Origin of the sequence: Bacillus thuringiensis (assembly GCF_001182785.1) — a bacterium.
Taxonomy (GTDB): domain Bacteria; phylum Bacillota; class Bacilli; order Bacillales; family Bacillaceae_G; genus Bacillus_A; species Bacillus_A thuringiensis_S.
Window position 1 is genome coordinate 4199271 of record NZ_CP012099.1, and the last position, 21522, is coordinate 4220792.

The following is a 21522-nucleotide window of genomic DNA, read 5'->3' on the forward strand; positions in this document are numbered from 1 at the left end:
TATTATTCACATTCATTTTCCTCTAACTGGTCACGCATTACTTTCACACGCTGAAAGAAAAAGAACGATAAACTTAAAAATATAACGATGCTCCCCATCATAACAAAAAATTGGATTGTCTCTTTTGCTCCATCCGGAATCAACAAGCCAACCATTAACAATGTACTTACAGCGAGAAGAATTTGTCCGAACCTAGTATAATCTTCTATTTTCCCTTGTAATTCTTTCATTATATTCTCACTCCTCCATTTCACTTTATCATATTCTATGAAACTGAAAGACCAGTAAATACAGGCATTCTGGGAGATGTTTTCCAACAAAAAAAGAGCCGCTTTTGAAGTGACCCCTAAAAGTTAGACACGGTTATTTCATTAGGCAGCTTGATAAAAGTGAGTCCGGTATTGTACCGGGCTCATTTTTAATTTTGCCTTAATCCGTTTCGTATTATAATAATCTATATATTTTTCTAATTCTATTTTAAAGTGCTCTACATTTTCAAATTCTTTTATGTAGAGGAACTCCGACTTCATAATCCCAAAGAAATTTTCTATTACTGCGTTGTCGTAACAGTTTCCTTTTCGAGACATACTCTGGACGATAGCTCTTGATTCAAGTGTCCGGACGTACTGTCTCATTTGATAATGCCATCCTTGATCCGAATGCATCAGTAGCTGGTGGGTTTCGGGTAAACGTTCCAATGCTTTCTCTAACATGTCTGAAACAAGCGAATACGTCGGTCTAGAACCAATTGTATAGGTAATAATTTCATCATTATACAAATCTAATACAGGTGATACATACAGTTCTTCTCCAAACAATTTAAACTCGGTGATGTCTGTTACCCACTTTTGATTCGGTGCATCTGTATGAAAATTACGCTCTAAAATATTAGGTGCAATTCTACCGACTTTTCCTTTATAGGATTTATATTTCTTCATACGCACAACACACTTTAACCCAAGCTCTTTCATAATGCGCTGAACCTTCTTGTGGTTCACTTTCTGGCCACGATTCGTTAATTCATCACGAATGCGACGGTAACCATAACGACCTTCATTTTCCTCATAAATCGCTTTAATCTCAGCTTTCAAATCGGCATCTACATCTGGACGATTCATTTTCTTTACTAAATCATAATACGTGCTTCGAGGAATAGTAGCTAGCTCCACGAGTGCCTTGACCGAATATTTATGCCTTAATTCATAGACTACTTGCGCTTTGTCTTGTTTTGTGATTTTTCCTTGTTTTGAACTAAGGCATTTAACTTTTTTAAGTACTCATTTTCCATCTCAAGCTGTTTAATGCGTGCTTCAAGTGCTTCGACTGACCCTTCAGCTAAAGGTTGTTTTAATTGTTTATTTGAATCTTTTTTCATGGATGGACGCCCCTTTTTCTTAGATTGAAGGGCATCAATTCCTTGTGTTTCGAGCTGTTTTTTCCAAACAGAAATCGTTGAAGGGGCAGGAATATTAAAGATAGCTGCCGTCTCAAATAAGGACATACCGTTTTCAATCATAAAGTTTAGTACGTCTAGTTTAAATTGTTGTGTGTAATTTGTACATCGTTTTAGAAAAGCTTCCAGACCATTCTGTTTATATTGGTTTACCCAATTCAAAATGATTGTGTCACTTATACCGAGCGATCTACCCAGTTCTCGATAACTTTCATTTCCGTTCAAATAACGTAGAACGATTTGTATTTTTTCATCAGCTGTAAATTTAGCCATAGAAAAACTGCACCTCCAATTGTTAGACTGTGTCTAACAATTGGGGTGCAGTTCACTTTACTGCGGCTCTTTTTTAATCATTATTCACCTTTATATGCTTCCATATAAATTTCTTTCAGCTCTGAAATAAGCGGTAACTTTGGATTAGCAGTTGTACATTGATCTTCAAAAGCTCTTTCTGCTAATACTCCAACAACCTCTTCAAATTGCTCTTTATCTACCCCTTGTCCGGCAATACTCATATTAATATTTAAGCTTTTTCCAAGCTCAATAATTGCTTTGACGAGTGATTCCACACCTTCTGCTACTGAGCTTGCTGGAAGCCCGAGCATTCTCGCAATATGTGCATAGCGTTCATCTGCTACAAAGTGCTCATATTTTGGGAACAATGCGTGTTTTCTTGGCTTAATAGCATTATAGCGGACTACATGCGGCATAAGAATTGCATTTGCACGTCCGTGCGGAATATGGAATTCTGGACCAATTTTATGTGCTAAGCTGTGATTAATACCTAGAAAAGCATTTGCAAATGCCATCCCTGCAATTGCAGAAGCGTTATGCATTTTTTCCCGTGCTTCTTCATCATTTCCATCTTTATATGCTCTCGGTAAATATTTGAATACGAGATCAATAGCTTTTAATGCTAATCCATCTGTATAGTCATTTGCCATAACAGACACATACGCCTCAATTGCATGTGTTAAAACATCCATACCAGTATCTGCTGTTACATGTGGTGGTACTGTCATTACAAATTGCGGATCAACAATTGCTACATCTGGTGTTAATTCATAATCTGCGAGCGGATACTTTATATTATTTTTCTTATCTGTAATAACCGCAAATGGTGTCACTTCTGATCCTGTTCCTGATGTTGTTGGAATCGCAACAAACTGCGCCTTATTTCCTAATTCCGGATATTTACATGTACGTTTTCTTATATCTAAAAACTTCTGTTTAATGCCATAGAATGTCGTTTCTGGATGCTCATAGAATAACCACATTCCTTTTGCTGCATCCATAGCTGAACCGCCACCAAGTGCGATAATTACATCTGGCTTAAAGCTTCTCATCATTTCCGCACCTTTAAAGACAGTTTCATCTGATGGATCTGGTTCGACCTCAAAGAAAACTTCAATTTTCACATCATTTGCATGCTTGTTTAAATAGTGCGTGACTGTATCGACATAGCCATGTTCAACCATTCCAGGATCCGTTACAATAAATGCACGTGAAATGTTAGGCATATTTGCTAAATACGCTGTAGCATGTTTTTCAAAATAAATTTTTGGTGGCAATTTGAACCACTGCATATTCTTTTTTCTATTTGCCAGCCTTTTTATATTTAATAAATGAGTCGCTGTTACATTTTGGGAAACTGAATTTTTTCCGTAAGAACCACAACCAAGTGTAAGTGATGGAATAAATCCGTTATATATATCCCCTATTCCACCTTGTGATGAAGGTGCATTTACAATGAGACGGCAAGCTTTCATACGTAATCCAAATTGCTTTTGCACTTCTTTATTTGTAGAATGAATAACTGCTGAATGTCCTAAACCACCGAGGTTCAACATTTCTTCGCAATATGTAAATCCTTTTTCTAATGAATTCGCCTTCACACAGGCTAATACTGGGCTCAGTTTCTCACGAGATAACGGGTATGCTGCTCCGATACCTTGAATTTCAGCTACAAGCATTTTTGTATGTTCAGGAACAGTAATCCCAACTAATTCGGCAATATACTGTGCTGATTTTCCTACAATATCACTATTTACTGCACATGTATTTTCATTTATAACGAGCTTTTCTAATTTTTTTCTTTCTTCTTCTGTTACAAAGTAACAATTGTTTTCGATCATTTCTGTTTTAACATCATCATAGATTTCTTTATCGACAATGATTGCTTGTTCCGATGCACAAATCATACCGTTATCAAATGTTTTCGATAAAATTAAATCATTAACAGCTCGTTTTACATGTGCTGATTTTTCTATATAACACGGTACATTACCAGGACCTACACCTAGCGCTGGTTTTCCAGTAGAGTAAGCTGATTTCACCATACCAGCGCCTCCAGTTGCTAGAACGAGTGCCACACCCTCATGGTTCATTAATTGTTTCGTCGCTTCGACAGACGGTCTTTCAATCCATTGAATACAATGTTTTGGTGCACCAGCTTTCATTGCTGCATCATATACGGTTTTCGCTGCTGCCACCGAACAATTTTGTGCAGAAGGATGAAATGCGAAAATAATTGGATTTCTCGTTTTTATCGCAATCAACGCTTTAAACATTGTTGTCGACGTTGGATTCGTTACTGGTGTTACCCCAGCTACTACACCGACAGGTTCTGCAATTTCTATTATTTCTTCATGAGGATCTTCGTGAATAATTCCTACCGTTTTATCTTGCTTTATACTATGCCAAATATATTCAGTGGCAAAAATATTTTTAATGCATTTGTCTTCATAGACACCACGGCCTGTTTCTTCAACAGCCAATTTTGCAAGTGGCATATGTTGATCAACACCTGCTAATGCCATTTCATGAACAATGTTGTCAATCTGCTCTTGTGTAAAACTTTCTAATGCTTGTAAAGCTTGTTGACCGTTATTTACTAACGTATCAATCATCTCTTTTACCTCTTGCATTTCATTTACAACTTTCTCTTTGACTACCATGTAAATTTCCTCCTATTCTGTTATCACGGTCTTTATAAGTCCCTATAGGTCATAATAAGTCCCGATTAGCGAAAAAAAATAGAGTTACCGTCCTACATGAATCCCATTGTTTGTGAAACATTTCACAAGTTTACTCGTGAATAACATTTCATGAATTCAATATACATGAAATCATTTCATTTGTGTATGTCTAATTTGTGAAACATTTCACAAATTAACATAATAAAAATGCACTGCTCCACATTAGCAGTGCATTTTTTATTACGCTAGCGCTTGTGCTAAATCTTCAATTAAATCTTCACCATCTTCAATACCGACAGAAATACGAATTAATGTATCTGTAATTCCTAATTCTTTACGGCGATCTGCTGGGATTGATGCATGTGTCATTTGAGATGGGATAGAAATTAAACTTTCTACTGCTCCTAAGCTTTCAGCAAGTGTAAAGTATTGCAGTTTCTCAAGTACTTTATTTAATGTTTCCTCACTATCTACATCAAACGAGATAATAGCACCAAATCCATTTGCTTGTTCTGTTGCTAATTCGTGGTTTTGATGTGATTCAAGACCTGGGTAATATACTTTATTTACTTTTGGATGATTATTTAAGAATTCAGCAATAGCGCGTGAATTCGTTTCATGTTCTTCCATACGAATTCCTAATGTTTTTAAACCGCGAAGTAGTAAGAAGCTATCTTGTGGTCCAAGAATACCTCCTGTTGAGTTTTGTACAAAGTGAAGGTCTTCTGCTAGTTGTGGGCTATTTACCACTACTAGACCTGCAACTACGTCACTATGACCTCCTAAATATTTCGTTGCACTGTGAAGTACAATGTCTGCTCCTAAAGAAATCGGCGACTGCCAATATGGCGTCATGAATGTATTATCAATAATTGTTAATAAATCTTTCTCTTTAGCAAGAGTAGATATTTTCTTAATATCAGTAATTTTTAGTAATGGATTCGTTGGTGTTTCCACATAGATTGCTTTCGTATTTGGACGAATTGCTTCTACAACTTCCTCTAAGTTTGTTGTGTCTACAAATGTATGTTCAATACCGAAGCGGTTTAATACTTTTGTAATAACACGATACGTTCCACCATAAACATCATCTGTTAAAATAACGTGGTCACCTTTTGAGAACAACATAATTGTCGCTGTAATAGCAGCCATTCCAGAGCCAAATGCAAATCCAGCATGCCCATTTTCTAATACAGCAATCATTTCTTCTAAAGCTGCACGTGTTGGGTTACCTGTACGTGAATATTCATATCCTTGATGCTTACCAACTGCTTCTTGTTTGTACGTACTTGTTTGATAGATCGGTACGTTTACAGATCCAGTTGAAGGTTCTCCTATGCGAATACCATGAATTAACTTTGTCTTTGCTCTCATTTTTTATTCCCATCCTTTGTATATGTCTTTACTTAAATAGCGCTCACTGCTATCAGGAAAAATTGTTACAATATTTGTACCTGGCGCTGCCTTCTCTGCCTCAAGTAAGCTCGCATGAAATGCTGCTCCTGAAGAGCTTCCAACGAGAAGTCCTTCTTTTTGCGCTAATTCTTTCACTCTTAAAAATGCATTTCGATCAGAAATCGTATGAATTTCATCAAAATAAGATGTCTTCAAAAATGGCGGGATAAATTCCAATCCAATTCCTTCGGTCTCATGTGAACCAGCCTTACCACCATTTAAAATAGATCCTTCTGGCTCTACGATAACTGTTTTAATATCTATATTTTTTTCTTTCAAATAAGATGCAGTCCCCATAAAAGTACCGCCAGTTCCTGCTCCAGCAACAAATATGTTAATCTCTCCATTCAATGCATCCCACAGTTCAGGGCCTAACGTTTTAAAGTATGCACGAGGATTTGCCTCATTTGCAAATTGACTTGGAGAGTATGAATTCGGTATTTCATTTACTAACTCTTTTGCTTTTGCAATTGCACCGGTCATTCCTTGCTCAGTCGGTGTATGCACGACCGTTGCACCTAGCGCTTTCATTAACTCTTGTTTTTCAATACTAAATTTCTCTGGTACACAAACAATAACGCGCAAATCATGTTCTAACGCTGCAAGTGCCAGTCCAATACCAGTATTCCCAGCAGTCGGTTCAATAATTGTTCCACCCTGGGTAACAAGCCCTTTTTCTAGCGCATCTTCGATTAATTCTCTTCCTAAACGATCCTTAACGCTTCCGCCTGGGTTATAAAATTCAAGTTTTGCAAATAAACGGACCCCTTTCGGAAGTGAAAAACGAGTAATTTCTACAATTGGTGTATGACCGATTAACTCATGAACTCCACGATATACATTCATCGTGTTCTCCCCCTTGTTTGCCAATAAAGAAAAGGCAACTGTATGTATTTTCTTTATATGAGACAGTTGCCTTTTTGTTACATTACTTTAACTCTTCTAACACTTTTACGATAAAGTTTGTAGAATGAAGAGCTGCTTGATCTAAAAACTGATCAAATGAAACATTTGATTCTTTACCAGCAATATCAGAAAGTGCGCGAATGATAACAAACGGAACTTCATATTGGTGGCATACTTGTGCAACAGCTGCTGCTTCCATTTCTACCGCATAAAGATTTTCAAATTTATCACGGATGGCTGCAACGCGGTTCGGATCACTCATAAATGAATCACCTGTTGCAATCATACCTTTTACAACTTGAATATTTTCTTCAGCTTGCATACATTTCTCAGCTAATGCAACTAACGCCTCATCAGCTTTAAATCCAGGCGGCATTCCTGGTACTTGACCATATTCATAGTTAAATACTGTTACATCTACGTCATGGTGACGAACTTCAGTGGAAATAACTACATCACCAACGTTTAGAGAATGATGGAATCCACCAGCTGAACCAGTATTAATTACTTTTTCAGGCTTATACTTTTCTAATAAAATTGTCGTTGACATCGCTGCATTTACTTTACCAATACCAGACTTTAACAAGATTACTTCATGTCCTGCTAATAGTCCTTTCGTAAATTCACAACCTGCAACCGTTTCTGTTTCTGCTTGTTCTAATTTGTCACGTAAAATACGTACTTCTTCTTCCATTGCTCCAATTACAGCAATTCTCAATCTAATCCCTCTTTCTATTGCTTAGTTGCCTCCATTACCCAAACGAAATGATTTAATCTCGTAAACGTTACATGGAAGCCATTGTTTTCAAAAATAGTCTGCATAACTGGAATACGTGTATAGTATTCCGTTTGCAAATCGTTTGCTAACTGGTGAAAACCTCTTTGTTTTGCTGTTTCAACAGTTTTATCATATGCATCTTGATCTGCAAATATCGTATCAGCAAACACTATTTTACCACCTTTGTTTAGCAATTGACTATACTTCGCAACCGCTACATTTTTTTCATCATCTGTTAAATGATGAAATGCATAGGTGCTAACAATGGTATCAATTGAATTTTGGACTTCAAACGACAGAAAATCACCTTCTGTAATCGAAAATTCTTTTGGCAATTTCTCTTTTGCAATCATACGCATTTCACGCGACGGTTCTATACCGTAAACTGTGCGGCCAGCAAGTAATAATTTATTTGTTAAATTACCTGTACCGACACCAAATTCTAATACATTACCAAATGACTTGTTAACTACATCCTCTAGAATATCCTCATAATGGGCGAAAACTTCTTTATATTGTATATCTTCGCCTTGTACGAATGAGTCGTACGTATGAGCCCACTCATCAAATAAACCATTAAATTCTGTGCCCATAAAAATTCCCCTTTTTCTTATCGGTTTTATCAGTATGATATTCCCTCTTTCTAAAAATGTCAATTGAAATGTACATGGTATTTCCTTCTTTTCTTTGTTACACTATAGTTGATTACATAGGAGAGGGGCCGTCTTCATGTCATTTACCTTTGAAATGTTAGAAGATAAAATAGAATTTTTTGAAGCGGGAGACTTAGCTTCTTTAGAACGAAAAATTAGTGAACAAATCGATAATAATAAAGCACTTATGCTTGAAGTTCATCACATCTCACATCAAATGGTTATGGATCCTGAAAGCAAAAGACCGTATTATAGCGCGGTTGTTCATTTTAAATTAAAGAAATTGCGTTAACTAAAAAAAGAGAAGCTCCTAAGGAGCTTCTCTTTTTTAGTTTAGAGTTTGAACAAGTACTGGTTTCCAGCCCTCATTATCTACCCAATCAATATTTACGTAATATCTTTTTCCACTTTGCTTATCTTGAACGTCACCATAAGCTTTGCTCTTTCCAGTTTTGTCTCTTCCAACAAAATGGAATACTAATTGCTCCTTCGGTACTTCAATACCTGCAGCAATTGCACTTTGCATCTCATTCCAATCTGATGACCCCTGTTTAAACGTCATCGCTGGTGATGAACCTTGTTCTGTTCCTACAGCTTTCCAAGAAGGTTTTGTATAAGCCTCTTTTGCCTTGGATACAGTTTTTTCAGCTGATACTTTCTCGTTAGCTTTCGCTTCTTCTTCAGCTTTTTTCTTTTCTTCCTCAGCCTTTAACTTCTCTTCTTCAGCTTTTTGCTTAGCTTCTGCTTGCTCTTGCTCTTTTTCTTTTTTCTTAGCAGATGCTTTATCTTCTGATTTTCCAGCTTTCTCATTCTTTGTTGTTTGTTGAGAGACTTTCTTATCACTAGAAGATGCTTGCTCTTTCGTATTAGGAACGAACAATTGATATGCTACAATAGCTACTAATAGTAACACAATAGCGATTGCAATATTTAAAACACCGTTTTGACGACGTTTTTGTTGTTTCTGTTGGAATCTTGATCCTCCTGCCATTCTCCAAACCTCCATGCAGTTTTTCCTAATTGCTATTGTAACATTAAATCTAGAAAGGTTGAACATTTACAATGATATTTTCATGAAATGAAAACAATTCACTATAAATTGCAAGATTACTTTTCATTCTCCAATTGATAGATTGCTCCTACCATATCTTTAAAAATAGGTGTAACTTTATTCACTTTGCTATCTGTCTCTAGATCAACAACAACTAAAGCATATCTTGGATTCTCATACGGAAAGTAACCTGCAAACCAGCGATTCACCCTCGTCTCTTTCCCTGTTTGCGCTGTTCCGGATTTTCCAGCGACACTGAGCGGCAACGAGCGGAATGCCGTTCCTGTACCTTTCTCCCTTGTTACAACACCTCTTAATAACTCTTGTAATGTTTTCACTGTTTCATACGAAAGCTGTTTTCCATGTAACGTATGGTTCTCAAATGTAAAGAAATCCACTCCATTTTTATATACTATTTTTTCAACAGCTTTCACTTCCATCTTTTCTCCATTCCTCGCAATCGTCGCCATCATATTTGCAATTGCTAGAGGTGATATACGTACATCTTTCTGTCCAATCGCTGTTTGCTCTACCGCTTTTTTACTATTTTTATTTTCTTCATTCCCCCAAATAGTAGTGCCTTTCTCTTCTGGCATTTGCTCAAAATGAGGTGTATGAAATACCGAACCTTTCCATCCAACCTTTTCATTTGCTCCTAAAGCTGCTACGTATGTTTCTAGCACCGTCCTATCCTTTTGTAATAGCTCGTTACCTAACTCAGAAAATGTCCTGTTACAGCTCCTAGCAAAGCTCTCTTTGAAGTTAAGCGTACCCATCATAACTTGTGGGTCGTTTTCACCATATAAATCTTTATTACAGTTAAATGTCCGATTAAACAAATTCACTTTTTGATCAATGACTGCCGCTGCAACTACTGTTTTAAAAACAGAGCCTGGAAAATGTGGCGTTAACATTTGATTTTCAAGTGTAGTCTTATATAAATTCTTATCTCTTACTTGTAAAGACGGTTTACTGACCATCGCTAATATTTCATTTGTCTTTACATCAAGTAATACTAATCCCCCCTTCTTTATTTCGTTTGCTTCAATCACTTCTTCTGCTTTTTGCTGCAATCCTTTATGTAAAGTAGTTTGAATCCTAACTGGGTAAAATGGATTTCCTGGTGAAGTATATTTCGCTTGATTTCCAAAAATCGGTTCTCCTTGCCGATCTACTTGATACAATACTTTTGCCTCTCCATCAGTCAATAAAAATTCATCAAATGATTGCTGCAATCCTGAAATACCTATCGGCGTTTGTTTTGAAATTTTTTTCACTTCTCCATATCGATTTTGAAATTCTCTTTCGTTCTCCCCTACATCACCAATTAAATGATTTATCTCTCCAGTTTGTTTTAATCGTACTTCAGCTGCTACAATACCTAATACATGTAATTGATTTACCTTCTCCATCTGCTCTCGTGTCACTCGAAATGGAACAGTTTCCCCTTGCAGTATAAATGCATTTTTTTTATTTTTCATTTGTCTTCTGATCTCTTGTCTCGACACACCAATGATATGCGCGATTTTCTCTAACATGTCATTTTTTATTTGTAAAAATGGAAAAACAATTAAAACAGGATACTTTTCCTCACCTATTTCTTTACCATGACGATCTATAAACTGCCCACGCCCATCGTCTACTGCAATGGATTGCGTACGTTGCGTAACACTTTTTTCAATTAAATTTATTTTGCGATCAGTAAATGATTCTGTATCTATAATTTGGATTTGAATTAAACGACAAAGCAATAAAAACATAATGCCCATAAAACAAATTAAAACAATTGTAATTCTCCGTTTTATTTTCATAAAAAAACACCTCGTCTATTATAGTTTGGACGGAGTGTTTCATCTTTTATACAAATAAAAAAATCACTCGTTTTTACACGAGTGATTTTTTTATTATTTTACAGAGACAATCTCTACTTGCATTTCTCCGCCTGGTGTTTGGATTGTTACTTTCTCACCAATTTGCTTACCTAATAAGCTTTTTGCGATTGGAGAATCGTTAGAAATTCTTCCTTCAAATGGATCAGCTTCCGCGCTACCTACGATTGTGTACGCTTCTTCATCTCCGTTTGGTAATTCTTTAAATGTTACTGTTTTACCTAATGTAACAACAGTAGATACTTCGCCATTATCTTTAATGATAACTGCGTTACGAATCATATTTTCTAATTGTGTAATACGTCCTTCTACGAACGCTTGCTCATCTTTTGCTGCATCGTACTCAGAGTTCTCAGAAAGGTCCCCGAAGCTACGTGCGATTTTAATACGTTCTACTACTTCTTTACGTTTTACTGTTTTTAATTGCTCAAGTTCGTTCTCTAGTTTTTGCTTACCCTCTTGCGTCATAGGGTATGTTTTTTCTGTTGACATATTTTCCACTCCTTTTATATACCAATCCCCCGAAAAAAAGAGGAGTTCCATATGAAAACTCCTCCGCTTCCATTGTTAGCGGAGGTTTCTAGTACCCTTGCACTAGCGGAGTTGTCACATACAACCCCGTATTTCCAATTCTTCTTTATATAAAGAAGATATGTATGGAAAGTTGATATAAATATGCCCTCACCTATATATAGATGAGGTTGCATGTTTCATTGTATTCGATGGGAAGGGAAAAAATCCCTTCCTACCGTACATCTTTTACTATGCTATTACAAATTTACTTTTTGTTCAAGAATTGTTGCAATTTTTGTCACCATAATATCAATTGCAACATGGTTTTGTCCACCTTCAGGGATAATAATATCCGCAAATTTCTTAGAAGGCTCAATAAATTGATTGTGCATTGGACGTACAACAGTTACGTACTGATCAATAACTGAATCCATCGTACGACCGCGCTCTTTAATATCACGCTGCATGCGGCGCAGAATACGAAGGTCAGCATCTGTATCAACGAATAACTTAATGTCCATCAACTCACAGAGACGTGGGTCTTCTAAAATAAGAATCCCTTCTAAAATAATTACATCTTTCGGCTCAACTGGAATAATTTCTTCTGAACGCGTATGCAATGTATAGTCATATACAGGCTTATCAATTTGCTCATATGCAAGCAACTGCTGCAAATGTTCAATTAACAGATCATTATCAAACGCAAGCGGATGATCATAATTTGTTTTTAAACGCTCTTCCATTGGTAAATGGCTTTGATCTTTGTAATAATAATCTTGCTCCAAGATTAAAATGGAATGACCTTTAAAATGGTCAAAAATCGCTTTCGTTACACTTGTTTTTCCTGATCCTGAACCACCAGCGATTCCAATTACAACAGGCTTATTCGTCCCCATTCGACTACCACTCTTTCTTATTGAAGTATGCTTTTGCGCATCATATTATTCACATACACTGGTTGATCCACTTTGAATTTCACGATTTGCAACGGATGTCTCGCTGCATCTAATTCGTTTCCATCCTCATCCCAAATTTTCTCCACCGTCTGCGTAAAGTTTTCTATTTCTGGTCCAAAGAACTCCACTTCATGTCCTGGTTTGAAATGATTACGTTGCTCAAGCGTTACGATGCCCGTTTCTTCATTATAATCTAACACTAAACCAGCAAAATCATACGTTGTTTTCTTACTATGATTTCCAAACATTTGCTCTTGATGTCCTGGAACCCCTTCAAAGAATGCAGGAGCTGTATCACGATTTGCACATTTATCAAGCTCATCTAACCATTCTTGTTTAAACTCAAAGTTATCCGGATCCGCACAATAAGCATCAATTACTTTACGATATACAGTTGCTACAGTCGCTACGTAATGGATTGATTTCATACGTCCTTCTACCTTTAAACTATCGATTCCAATTTCAATCATTTTCGGAATTGATAAAATTAAATTTAAATCTTTTGGACTCATCGCAAAGTGAGCATCTTCTTCTTGGAATAGAGGAAGCTCTTTTGCATCTTTATGTTGTGATACTGTTTGAACTAAATCATAATCCCAGCGGCAAGATTGGCAACAACCGCCACGATTAGAGTCACGCGCTGTCATATGGTTACTTAATGTACATCTTCCTGAATATGCGATACACATTGCACCATGGACGAATGCTTCAATTTCAATATCCACTTTGTCTTTAATTTCTTTCATTTCTTCATAGCTTGCTTCACGAGCTAATACAAGACGGTGTAAACCTTCTTCTTTCCAATACTGTGCTGCTTTCCAGTTGGATAGTGATTGCTGTGTGCTCAAATGCACCTCAACAGAAGGCGCTACACGTTTACACGTCTCAATAATAAGCGGATCGGCAACGATAATTCCCGTTACGCCAGCTTTTTCAATCCCTTTTAAATATTCCTCTAGCCCGTCCATATTTTCATTATGTGCGAAAATATTTGTTGTTACATATATTTTCGCTCCATATTTCTTTGCAAATTCAACGCCTTCTGCCATATCTTCCAGCGTAAAGTTACCTGCATTCGAACGAAGACCAAATTCTTGTCCACCTAAATATACAGCATCTGCCCCATAATGGATAGCTACTTTTAATTTTTCTAAGTTACCCGCAGGGATTAACAGTTCAGGTTTCTTCACAATAACGCGCTTGCCATCGATTACTCGTGAAATTTCTTGTACAGTCATTTCCTACACCCTCCTCGTTTAGTAAACCGTTTCTTTAAAGAAGAATCCTGTGTCTAACGGACGATTTACTGGTTGCATTTCTTCTATTTCTTTATATAGAGCATCTTTCACGTCATAATATGCATCACGATCTTCCACACATAAATCAATCGCTTGACGATATTTCTTCGTTACTTCAATAATGTATTCAGAGCTTTTTAGTACACCATCGATTTTTAAGCTGTCAACTTCAGCTTCGATTAGTTCCTCTAATTCATCGATGAAACAAATATCGTTCGGACTCATAATGTGAGTACCATTTTCATCTTCATAAATTGGATATTTATTGTTACGCTCTGGGTCATATAAGAACATATTCTCTTCATATTTTTTCTTTTCAATGTCAAGATTACGTCCTTGATACTCAAAGTAGTTTCCTACTAATGAACGCTTCGATTGGAACATACAAGTCATACCGTGAATTTGTACTTCTAGTTCCACTTCAGCATTTTCTTTTAAATCAACAATTTCATCTAAGCTCAGCTCACGAGCTAATACAGCACGCTTCGCTCCTCTTTGTCCCCAGTAATTACAAGTGAACCAGTTTGTTGCTGTCGTTTCTGTATTCCAGTGCAACTGCATATTTGACGCTACTTCGCGAACAGCCATTAATACTGCTGGATCTCCGAAAACAATTGCATCTACATTTACTTCATTTAAAAATGAAACGTAATCTGTTAATTCTTCTACTTTATCGTTGTGGAACATAGCGTTCATTGCTACGTATACTTTCACACCATTTTCATGCGCAATCTTCACAGTTTGTTTTACATCTTCACGTGAAAACTCCCCTGCTAAACGTAAACCAAACTTTTGCTCACCGATCATTACCGCATCTGCTCCTGCTTTCGCAAGAAGTTCGATATCCGCCACCGCTCTTGGCGTTACTAACAATTCAGGTTTTTTCATACCTTGGTCACCCTCTCTTTTTACTAACAGCTACTCCATCACCAATTGGGAAAATCGTTGTATCATATCCTTCATGGTTCATAAGCCACTCATTGTACGTCTTAATACGACGGATTAAACCACGTGTACGTCTGTTTTCAATTTTCTCTTTTGTCGTTACAAGACCATGGTACATAACATTATCTGAAATAATTACGCCACCAGGATTTAATAACGGTTCATATAAGTCAAAAAAGCGACGATACTGTCCTTTTGCTGCATCAATAAAAATAACGTCAAATGTCCCGTGTTCTTTTACTTGTTCACCTGTCTCTAACGCATCACCGTAAATAACTGAAATACGATCTGTTACTGGGGAACGTTCTATATATTCAAGTGCTTTTTCATATCGCTCACGATTGCGCTCAACTGTCACAATACGTGAATTTGGAATAGCTTGCATCATACGAATACTAGAATAACCGATTGCTGTTCCAAGTTCTAAAATGCTTTTCGGTCCAATTAAACGTAAAAATTGCAGCATAAATTCCATTCCAAGTCGATCCATAATCGGCACATGATTTTCTGTTGCATATTCTTCCATTTCAAGAATTAATTTATCTTTCGGATCAATAAATGATAATAGGTACTCGTTAACTGCATCCTCCATAAATGGTCCTCCTTATTTACATGGAGAAGTGCCTCTATGACGTCTTTTCCCACATAGAATGCAATAAAAATACAAGCCAGTTTTACCCTTAGCTTGTACGTCCCGTTTTGATATTAAAAACGATTCTTCTGCCAGTTTTTAACCCGATATATTTTACCACAAAAAAGAGGGATGTGCGACCTTTTTCGCTATCCCTCCCCATTTCACTGTTTTTTCGTAATGTATTTTTGCTTTAATGCATTATGCTCTTCTAATGTTTTTGCATAGTACACTTCACCACTTGGTGCAGCTAAGAAATAATAATAATCTGTTTGCGCAGGTTCTAACGCAGCTTCCACTGAATGTTTACCAGAGTTTGCGATCGGCCCTACCGGCAATCCTTTTACAACATACGTATTGTACGGTGAGTTGACCTTTAAATCTTCGTATAATACACGTTGTTTATGCTTTCCAAGTGCATATAATACCGTTGGATCCGTTTGAAGCGGCATACCTTTCGCTAAACGATTATAAAAGACACTAGAGATCTTTTGACGATCTGTAAAACCAGTTGCCTCTTCTTCAATAAGTGAAGATAATGTTAAAAGCTGATGAACATCCCAGTTCTTCGCTTTCATTTTCGCCTCATTTTGAACAATGATTGCATTTGTTTTCTCAAGCATCGGAATTACGATTTCTTCTAACGTCGTATCTTTCTTATAAAACGAATACGTCGCAGGATATAAATAACCTTCTAATAGGTATTTAATATTACTATCAAAGATTTTATCCGTTAATAACTTCGGATACTTTTGCTGCATTTTTTGAATAAATGCTTTATCGTTTAATTGACGCGTAACATCGTCTTTATTCCACTTTAGTTCTGTCGCAATCGTTTCTGCAATTTCAGTTACTTGCGCTCCTTCTTTGATCGTCACTTTATAAAGAGCTGGACGATGCACGTTGCCAGATGACATTTGTTCAATAACATCTTTAGCATTCATCGAAGGATTTAATAAATATGTACCTGCTTGTAAACTTTTCGATTTAGCCTTTGTATAAAAACTAAAAACTGTACCGTTTTTCACAGCGCCTTTTTCTTCTAAAATTTCTCCAATCTTACTTGTAGATGATCCTTTCGGAATTTCTACTTCAATCTCTTTTTTATTCCCGCTATCAACTGGTCCTAATGCGGATGAAATATACGCATAGACTGAACCACAAACTAAAAGCAGTGCAATAATCGAAAATAAAAAGATGCGTCTACGCTTCTTTTTCACTTGATTCTCTATCAAAACATTTCCTCCTTACTTAATTGTAGACCGTATGTACACCTTTCTATACAGCACGATGTAAAAATGCAACAAATTCACTTATCTTTTTTAATAGACACTTTATTTTTCTACAATCCGTCTCATTATACTACAAAGACTTACACAGTTTCGACAAAAAATCTTTCATTTTACATATAAATACAAAAAAAGATGGACTGTATATCGTCCATCTTTTCAGTACTTATTATTCAGCTTCTTGCTCATCAGCAATAGTGTTGAACGTTTCTTGTACCATTTCCCACTCTTCTTCAGATTCGATTGGAAGTAAAACTCCGCCCTCTTCTTCATTTTGCTCATAAGCCATTGCATCATAAATTGGGTCTCCATCTTCATCTACTTCACCGATTGGAGAGAAGATTACGTATGATTTTTTACCAAATTTTTCAGCATCAAAAGTGAAAATAATTTCACATAAATGTTCGTTACCTTTTTCGTCTACAATTGTAATTTGACGTTCTTCCATTTTGGTCACCTCTTATTTTCTATCTAAAAATCCTTGTAAGATTACGACTGCAGCCATCTTATCGATTACTTGCTTTCGCTTCTTACGGCTTACATCAGCTGAAATGAGTAGACGTTCCGCTGCCATCGTTGACAAACGCTCGTCCCACATTACAACGTCTAATTGTAACAGCTCTCGTAGGTTTTCTGCAAATTGCTGGCACGCTTCACCACGTGGGCCAATTGTACCATTCATATTTTTAGGTAAACCTACTACTATTTTATCCACATCGTACTGCTTTACTAACTCAGAAATACGATCAAAACCAAAGTGACCTCGTTCTTCGTTAATCTTAATTGTTTCTAATCCTTGTGCTGTCCAGCCCATTTCGTCGCTAATTGCAACTCCGACTGTTTTTGTACCTACATCTAAACCTAATATCCGCATAAACTACTCCTCACGATGATGTTTCAAGTAAGACTTCACAAGCTCTTCAATGATTTCATCACGTTCAAGCTTGCGAACGATGCTACGTGCATCTTTATGGCGAGGTATGTATGCTGGGTCTCCACTTAATAAATAACCGACGATTTGGTTAATCGGATTATAGCCTTTTTCTTGAAGTGCATCATACACAGTTAAAAGTACATCATTTACATGGACACTCTGTTTTTCATCTTGAATGCTAAACTTCATTGTTTTATCAAAACCGTCCATTTCAAGCACCTCACTTATATAGTAAGTATAGGGAGAAGAACTTCTCCTCTCCCTACCATTGTACACTACTATCTCTTTATTTTGAAACAGATTTAACGTACTCTTGTACAAATGCTAAAGCTTCTTCGACTTGAGCTGGGTTTTTACCGCCTGCTTGTGCCATATCAGGACGGCCGCCACCGCCACCGCCGCAACGAGAGGCTACTTCTTTCACAAGCTTACCAGCATGGTAACCTTGGCTAATTAAGTCTTTCGTTACACCTGCTAGGATGTTTACTTTATCGTCATTAACAGACGCTAATACAACAACTGCTGACTCTAATTTATTTTTTAGATCATCCATCATCGTACGTAAGTTGTTCATATCTGCAACATTTACTTTCGCTGCTAATACATTCACACCATCAACTGTCATTACAGAATCAGTTAAGTTTCCAGCTTCGATATTGCTTAATTTCGCAGCAAGAGATTCATTTTCTTTTTGCAGTTGTTTCACTTCAGCAAATAGACCATCAACCCTTGTTAAAATATCTTTCGGATTTGTTTTCATTTTTCCTGCTGCTTCTTTTAATAAACCTACTTGATCGTTCATTAATTCGTATGCAGACTTACCAGTTACTGCTTCAATACGACGAGTTCCTGCACCGATACCAGACTCAGCAACGATTTTGAAAATACCGATAGAAGCTGTATTATCAACGTGACAACCACCACAAAGCTCTAAGCTGTAATCGCCAACTTGTACAACACGTACAACATCTCCGTATTTTTCACCGAATAATGCCATTGCGCCCATTTCTTTCGCTTCTTCGATTGCTTTTTGAGAAATCTCAACATCAATACTTTCCCAAATTTTCTCGTTTACCATACGCTCAATTTTTTCTAATTCGTCAGCTTGTACTTGACCGAAGTGAGAGAAGTCAAAGCGTAGACGTTCAGAAGTTACAAGAGAACCTGCTTGGTTAACGTGTGTTCCAAGTACGTCTTTTAATGCTTGGTGTAGTAAGTGAGTTGCTGTATGATTTTTTACAACGCTACTACGGTTTTTCGTATCGATAATAGCTTTTACAGCCGCATCTTTCGTTAATGTACCTTCTTCAACAACAACTTTATGCAAGTTTTGACCGTTTGGTGCTTTTTGTACGTCTTTTACAAGAACTTTCACACCATCCGCAAGAAGGTAACCACGGTCTGCAATTTGTCCACCGCTCTCAGCATAGAATGGTGTTACATCAAGCATTAATTGTCCTTCTTCACCAGCTTGTAAACTGTCTGTGTATTCGCCGTTTTTCACAAGTGCAACAACGTTACTTTCTGTTGCAACTGTACCGTAACCAACGAACTCACTCGCTACTTTAACTTCTCCAAGTACACCGCCTTGAACTTGCATTGAGTCAACGTCTTGACGAGCAGCACGTGCACGCTCACGTTGTTTTTCCATTTCATTTTCAAAGCCTTCATGATCAACTGTCATACCAGCTTCTTCTGCATATTCTTCTGTTAATTCGATTGGGAAACCGTATGTGTCATATAGACGGAACGCATCTACTCCAGAAATAACAGTTGTTTTTTCTTCTTTTGCTTTTGTAATAACTTCAGCTAAAATCGCTTCACCATCATGAAGTGTTTCATGGAAACGCTCTTCTTCGTTTTTCACAACTTTCGCAATGAAATCTTTCTTTTCAAGTACTTCTGGATAGAAGTCTTTCATTACTTCTCCAACAACCGGTACTAATTCAAACATGAATGGACGGTTAATGTTTAATTTCTTCGAATAACGAACAGCGCGGCGTAATAAACGACGTAATACATAACCACGGCCTTCGTTAGAAGGAAGAGCACCGTCACCAACAGCAAATGTTACTGTACGGATATGGTCAGCAATTACTTTAAATGCCATATCTTTTTCTAAATCGCCATTACGGTATTTCTCACCAGAAATTGATTCTGTTGCACCAATCATCGGCATGAATAGATCTGTATCAAAGTTCGTAGGCACATCTTGAACGATAGATGTCATACGTTCTAGACCCATCCCTGTATCAATGTTTTTCTTAGGAAGTGGTGTATATGAACCATCTGGATTATGATTAAATTGAGAGAATACAAGGTTCCATACTTCTAAGTAACGCTCGTTTTCTCCGCCTGGATATAATTCTGGGTCACTAAAGTCATTACCGTAAGCTTCTCCGCGGTCATAGAAAATCTCTGTATTCGGTCCACTTGGCCCTTCACCGATATCCCAGAAGTTTTCTTCTAAACGGATAATACGCTCTTTTGGAACACCCATTTTCTCATTCCAAATTGTAAATGCTTCTTCATCTTCTGGATGGATTGTAACTGATAGTAATTCTTTATCGAATCCGATCCATTTGTCGCTCGTTAAGAATTCCCAAGCCCATGTAATTGCTTCTTCTTTGAAGTAATCACCAATTGAGAAGTTTCCTAACATTTCAAAGAATGTATGGTGACGAGCTGTTTTCCCTACGTTTTCAATATCGTTTGTACGAATTGATTTTTGAGCATTTGTAATACGTGGATTTTGTGGGATTACACGCCCATCAAAATATTTTTTTAATGTTGCTACACCACTATTAATCCATAGAAGAGATGGATCTTCATGTGGAACTAGTGATGCACTAGGTTCTACTGCATGTCCTTTTTCTTGGAAAAAGTCTAAAAACATTTGACGAATTTGTGCGCCTGTTAGTTGTTTCATTGTATTTTCCTCCTTAAATATAAAAAACTCCCGCCCCTATAAAAGGGACGAGAGTTAACTCGCGATACCACCCTAATTATGAATTGATTACAATAACAATCAATTCATCACCTCATGGTGCCGTAACGTGGCAAGACGGCAGTGATTAGCTGCTCTCAGGATTAGCTTTCTGTTACCCTTCATTTAAAGCTTCTTTCAGCCATATGGAAGCTTCTCTCTATAAATGGACTGTAACGTACTTGTTCCGTCATTGATTTAATGTATTATATGACTAAATATAATAGAATTCTCTTAAGTTTGTCAATGTAGATAATCATTTATATTGTATTAATCGCTTATTAATCATAGGTATTCTACTATTCATTCTTAACAGCCTTTTCATATATTATGCGTTTATTAATAAATTGGAATCTCCTTACAATAATAATTTATAAAATTTTCTAAATATTACTTTTTTTGCTATAATTAAATTGTTATTAACAAAATAAAGGAGCGATTACAATGACAACCTTACTTAACAAAGCTAAAAACATATTAGCGACTGACGAAACGATATTATTTTACGCAGCATGTTCATTAGACATATTTATTTATCGTTCCGTCGCAAGGCCAGGCCTATTGATTTTAACGAACAAAAGGCTATTCTTTTATGGACCAGATGTAAGTAAGAATCCAATATTTGAAGAGTACTCTTTTGCAAAAATTTCTAATCTAAAAGAACAAAAGCGTCTTTTCAACAATCAAATTGTATTTATGTATGATAATGAATGGAAAAAAATAAAACATATTCAAACAAATGATGTGAGCTCCCTCGTCCAAAAGATACACGAGCAGCTTTCTAAATAAATATATGATTAGCCCTCC

The 21522-nt window shown here is 36.7% G+C and carries 21 protein-coding genes and 1 other annotated feature; of the genes, 2 read left to right on the top strand and 19 right to left on the bottom strand.

Features of this window, described 5'->3' with window-relative positions:
* Positions 1-2: 2 nt before the first annotated feature.
* From AC241_RS21670 to AC241_RS21705, 7 genes are all read right to left on the bottom strand, one after another.
* The gene (locus AC241_RS21670) at positions 3-230 is read right to left on the bottom strand and encodes a YrhC family protein (RefSeq protein ID WP_000661454.1); all 228 of its coding nucleotides are present in this window, start codon (positions 228-230) and stop codon (positions 3-5) included.
* A gap of 141 nt (positions 231-371) precedes the next feature.
* Positions 372-1726, bottom strand: a protein-coding gene (locus AC241_RS33230) for an IS3 family transposase (RefSeq protein WP_155417072.1) whose coding sequence is annotated in 2 segments (ribosomal slippage) — positions 372-1273 and positions 1273-1726 — 1356 coding nt in all. Because the reading frame shifts where the segments join, the coding sequence is not laid out codon by codon here.
* Positions 1727-1806: 80 nt separating this feature from the next.
* Entirely contained in the window at positions 1807-4410 is a 2604-nt protein-coding gene (adhE, locus tag AC241_RS21685) for a bifunctional acetaldehyde-CoA/alcohol dehydrogenase (RefSeq protein WP_000260463.1), read from the bottom strand.
* Positions 4411-4671: 261 nt separating this feature from the next.
* Complete coding sequence (locus AC241_RS21690) at positions 4672-5805, bottom strand: bifunctional cystathionine gamma-lyase/homocysteine desulfhydrase (RefSeq protein WP_001201921.1); 1134 nt, start codon at positions 5803-5805, stop codon at positions 4672-4674.
* A 3-nt stretch (positions 5806-5808) separates the two neighbouring features.
* Complete coding sequence (locus AC241_RS21695) at positions 5809-6732, bottom strand: O-acetylserine dependent cystathionine beta-synthase (RefSeq protein ID WP_001103877.1); 924 nt, start codon at positions 6730-6732, stop codon at positions 5809-5811.
* An 82-nt stretch (positions 6733-6814) separates the two neighbouring features.
* The gene (mtnN, locus tag AC241_RS21700; protein WP_029443343.1) at positions 6815-7510 is read right to left on the bottom strand and encodes a 5'-methylthioadenosine/S-adenosylhomocysteine nucleosidase; all 696 of its coding nucleotides are present in this window, start codon (positions 7508-7510) and stop codon (positions 6815-6817) included.
* A gap of 14 nt (positions 7511-7524) precedes the next feature.
* Positions 7525-8163, bottom strand: a complete 639-nt coding sequence (locus AC241_RS21705; RefSeq protein WP_043938439.1) for a class I SAM-dependent methyltransferase — start codon at positions 8161-8163, stop codon at positions 7525-7527.
* Between the two features lie 136 nt (positions 8164-8299).
* Between AC241_RS21705 and AC241_RS21710 the strand changes: the two genes are divergently transcribed.
* Positions 8300-8515: a YrzA family protein gene (locus AC241_RS21710; protein WP_000010979.1), complete on the top strand. Its 216-nt coding sequence runs from the start codon at positions 8300-8302 to the stop codon at positions 8513-8515.
* Between the two features lie 36 nt (positions 8516-8551).
* Here the strand turns inward: AC241_RS21710 and AC241_RS21715 are convergent, their stop codons facing one another.
* From AC241_RS21715 to alaS, 12 genes are all read right to left on the bottom strand, one after another.
* Positions 8552-9214, bottom strand: a complete 663-nt coding sequence (locus AC241_RS21715) for a YrrS family protein (RefSeq protein WP_016080220.1) — start codon at positions 9212-9214, stop codon at positions 8552-8554.
* A gap of 116 nt (positions 9215-9330) precedes the next feature.
* Entirely contained in the window at positions 9331-11085 is a 1755-nt protein-coding gene (locus tag AC241_RS21720; protein ID WP_043938437.1) for a peptidoglycan D,D-transpeptidase FtsI family protein, read from the bottom strand.
* Positions 11086-11178: 93 nt separating this feature from the next.
* Complete coding sequence (greA, locus tag AC241_RS21725) at positions 11179-11655, bottom strand: transcription elongation factor GreA (RefSeq protein WP_080117279.1); 477 nt, start codon at positions 11653-11655, stop codon at positions 11179-11181.
* 278 nt (positions 11656-11933) lie between these two features.
* Positions 11934-12572 carry a uridine kinase gene (gene udk, locus AC241_RS21730; protein WP_000537080.1) on the bottom strand — a complete coding sequence of 213 codons (639 nt, stop codon included), beginning with the start codon at positions 12570-12572 and terminating at the stop codon, positions 11934-11936.
* Positions 12573-12589: 17 nt separating this feature from the next.
* Positions 12590-13870 carry a peptidase U32 family protein gene (locus AC241_RS21735; RefSeq protein ID WP_000217961.1) on the bottom strand — a complete coding sequence of 427 codons (1281 nt, stop codon included), beginning with the start codon at positions 13868-13870 and terminating at the stop codon, positions 12590-12592.
* Positions 13871-13888: 18 nt separating this feature from the next.
* The gene (locus AC241_RS21740; RefSeq protein ID WP_016080217.1) at positions 13889-14818 is read right to left on the bottom strand and encodes a peptidase U32 family protein; all 930 of its coding nucleotides are present in this window, start codon (positions 14816-14818) and stop codon (positions 13889-13891) included.
* A 7-nt stretch (positions 14819-14825) separates the two neighbouring features.
* Positions 14826-15467 carry an O-methyltransferase gene (locus AC241_RS21745; RefSeq protein WP_000389102.1) on the bottom strand — a complete coding sequence of 214 codons (642 nt, stop codon included), beginning with the start codon at positions 15465-15467 and terminating at the stop codon, positions 14826-14828.
* 203 nt (positions 15468-15670) lie between these two features.
* The gene (gene mltG, locus AC241_RS21750; protein WP_043938434.1) at positions 15671-16741 is read right to left on the bottom strand and encodes an endolytic transglycosylase MltG; all 1071 of its coding nucleotides are present in this window, start codon (positions 16739-16741) and stop codon (positions 15671-15673) included.
* Between the two features lie 223 nt (positions 16742-16964).
* Entirely contained in the window at positions 16965-17243 is a 279-nt protein-coding gene (locus AC241_RS21755) for a DUF1292 domain-containing protein (RefSeq protein ID WP_000392731.1), read from the bottom strand.
* A 12-nt stretch (positions 17244-17255) separates the two neighbouring features.
* Positions 17256-17669: a Holliday junction resolvase RuvX gene (gene ruvX, locus AC241_RS21760; protein WP_001221190.1), complete on the bottom strand. Its 414-nt coding sequence runs from the start codon at positions 17667-17669 to the stop codon at positions 17256-17258.
* 3 nt (positions 17670-17672) lie between these two features.
* Positions 17673-17939 carry an IreB family regulatory phosphoprotein gene (locus tag AC241_RS21765; protein ID WP_000348591.1) on the bottom strand — a complete coding sequence of 89 codons (267 nt, stop codon included), beginning with the start codon at positions 17937-17939 and terminating at the stop codon, positions 17673-17675.
* A 76-nt stretch (positions 17940-18015) separates the two neighbouring features.
* Positions 18016-20658 carry an alanine--tRNA ligase gene (alaS, locus tag AC241_RS21770; protein WP_016080215.1) on the bottom strand — a complete coding sequence of 881 codons (2643 nt, stop codon included), beginning with the start codon at positions 20656-20658 and terminating at the stop codon, positions 18016-18018.
* A 40-nt stretch (positions 20659-20698) separates the two neighbouring features.
* Positions 20699-20918 (bottom strand) — a binding site (T-box leader).
* A gap of 241 nt (positions 20919-21159) precedes the next feature.
* Between alaS and AC241_RS21775 the strand changes: the two genes are divergently transcribed.
* The gene (locus AC241_RS21775; protein ID WP_000209466.1) at positions 21160-21504 is read left to right on the top strand and encodes a PH domain-containing protein; all 345 of its coding nucleotides are present in this window, start codon (positions 21160-21162) and stop codon (positions 21502-21504) included.
* The last annotated feature ends 18 nt before the right edge of the window (positions 21505-21522 follow it).

Coding starts and splice junctions, on each gene's coding strand:
- AC241_RS21775 (WP_000209466.1), top strand. CDS start 21,160: ATGACAACCTTACTTAACAAAGCTAAAAACATATTAGCGACTGACGAA.
- alaS (WP_016080215.1), bottom strand. CDS start 20,658: ATGAAACAACTAACAGGCGCACAAATTCGTCAAATGTTTTTAGACTTT.
- AC241_RS21690 (WP_001201921.1), bottom strand. CDS start 5,805: ATGAGAGCAAAGACAAAGTTAATTCATGGTATTCGCATAGGAGAACCT.
- ruvX (WP_001221190.1), bottom strand. CDS start 17,669: ATGCGGATATTAGGTTTAGATGTAGGTACAAAAACAGTCGGAGTTGCA.
- udk (WP_000537080.1), bottom strand. CDS start 12,572: ATGGGGACGAATAAGCCTGTTGTAATTGGAATCGCTGGTGGTTCAGGA.
- AC241_RS21735 (WP_000217961.1), bottom strand. CDS start 13,870: ATGACTGTACAAGAAATTTCACGAGTAATCGATGGCAAGCGCGTTATT.
- AC241_RS21745 (WP_000389102.1), bottom strand. CDS start 15,467: ATGGAGGATGCAGTTAACGAGTACCTATTATCATTTATTGATCCGAAA.
- AC241_RS21710 (WP_000010979.1), top strand. CDS start 8,300: ATGTCATTTACCTTTGAAATGTTAGAAGATAAAATAGAATTTTTTGAA.
- AC241_RS21715 (WP_016080220.1), bottom strand. CDS start 9,214: ATGGCAGGAGGATCAAGATTCCAACAGAAACAACAAAAACGTCGTCAA.
- AC241_RS21740 (WP_016080217.1), bottom strand. CDS start 14,818: ATGAAAAAACCTGAATTGTTAGTAACGCCAAGAGCGGTGGCGGATATC.
- AC241_RS21755 (WP_000392731.1), bottom strand. CDS start 17,243: ATGGAAGAACGTCAAATTACAATTGTAGACGAAAAAGGTAACGAACAT.
- AC241_RS21765 (WP_000348591.1), bottom strand. CDS start 17,939: ATGGACGGTTTTGATAAAACAATGAAGTTTAGCATTCAAGATGAAAAA.
- greA (WP_080117279.1), bottom strand. CDS start 11,655: ATGTCAACAGAAAAAACATACCCTATGACGCAAGAGGGTAAGCAAAAA.
- AC241_RS21670 (WP_000661454.1), bottom strand. CDS start 230: ATGAAAGAATTACAAGGGAAAATAGAAGATTATACTAGGTTCGGACAA.
- AC241_RS21705 (WP_043938439.1), bottom strand. CDS start 8,163: ATGGGCACAGAATTTAATGGTTTATTTGATGAGTGGGCTCATACGTAC.
- AC241_RS21720 (WP_043938437.1), bottom strand. CDS start 11,085: ATGAAAATAAAACGGAGAATTACAATTGTTTTAATTTGTTTTATGGGC.
- AC241_RS21695 (WP_001103877.1), bottom strand. CDS start 6,732: ATGAATGTATATCGTGGAGTTCATGAGTTAATCGGTCATACACCAATT.
- adhE (WP_000260463.1), bottom strand. CDS start 4,410: ATGGTAGTCAAAGAGAAAGTTGTAAATGAAATGCAAGAGGTAAAAGAG.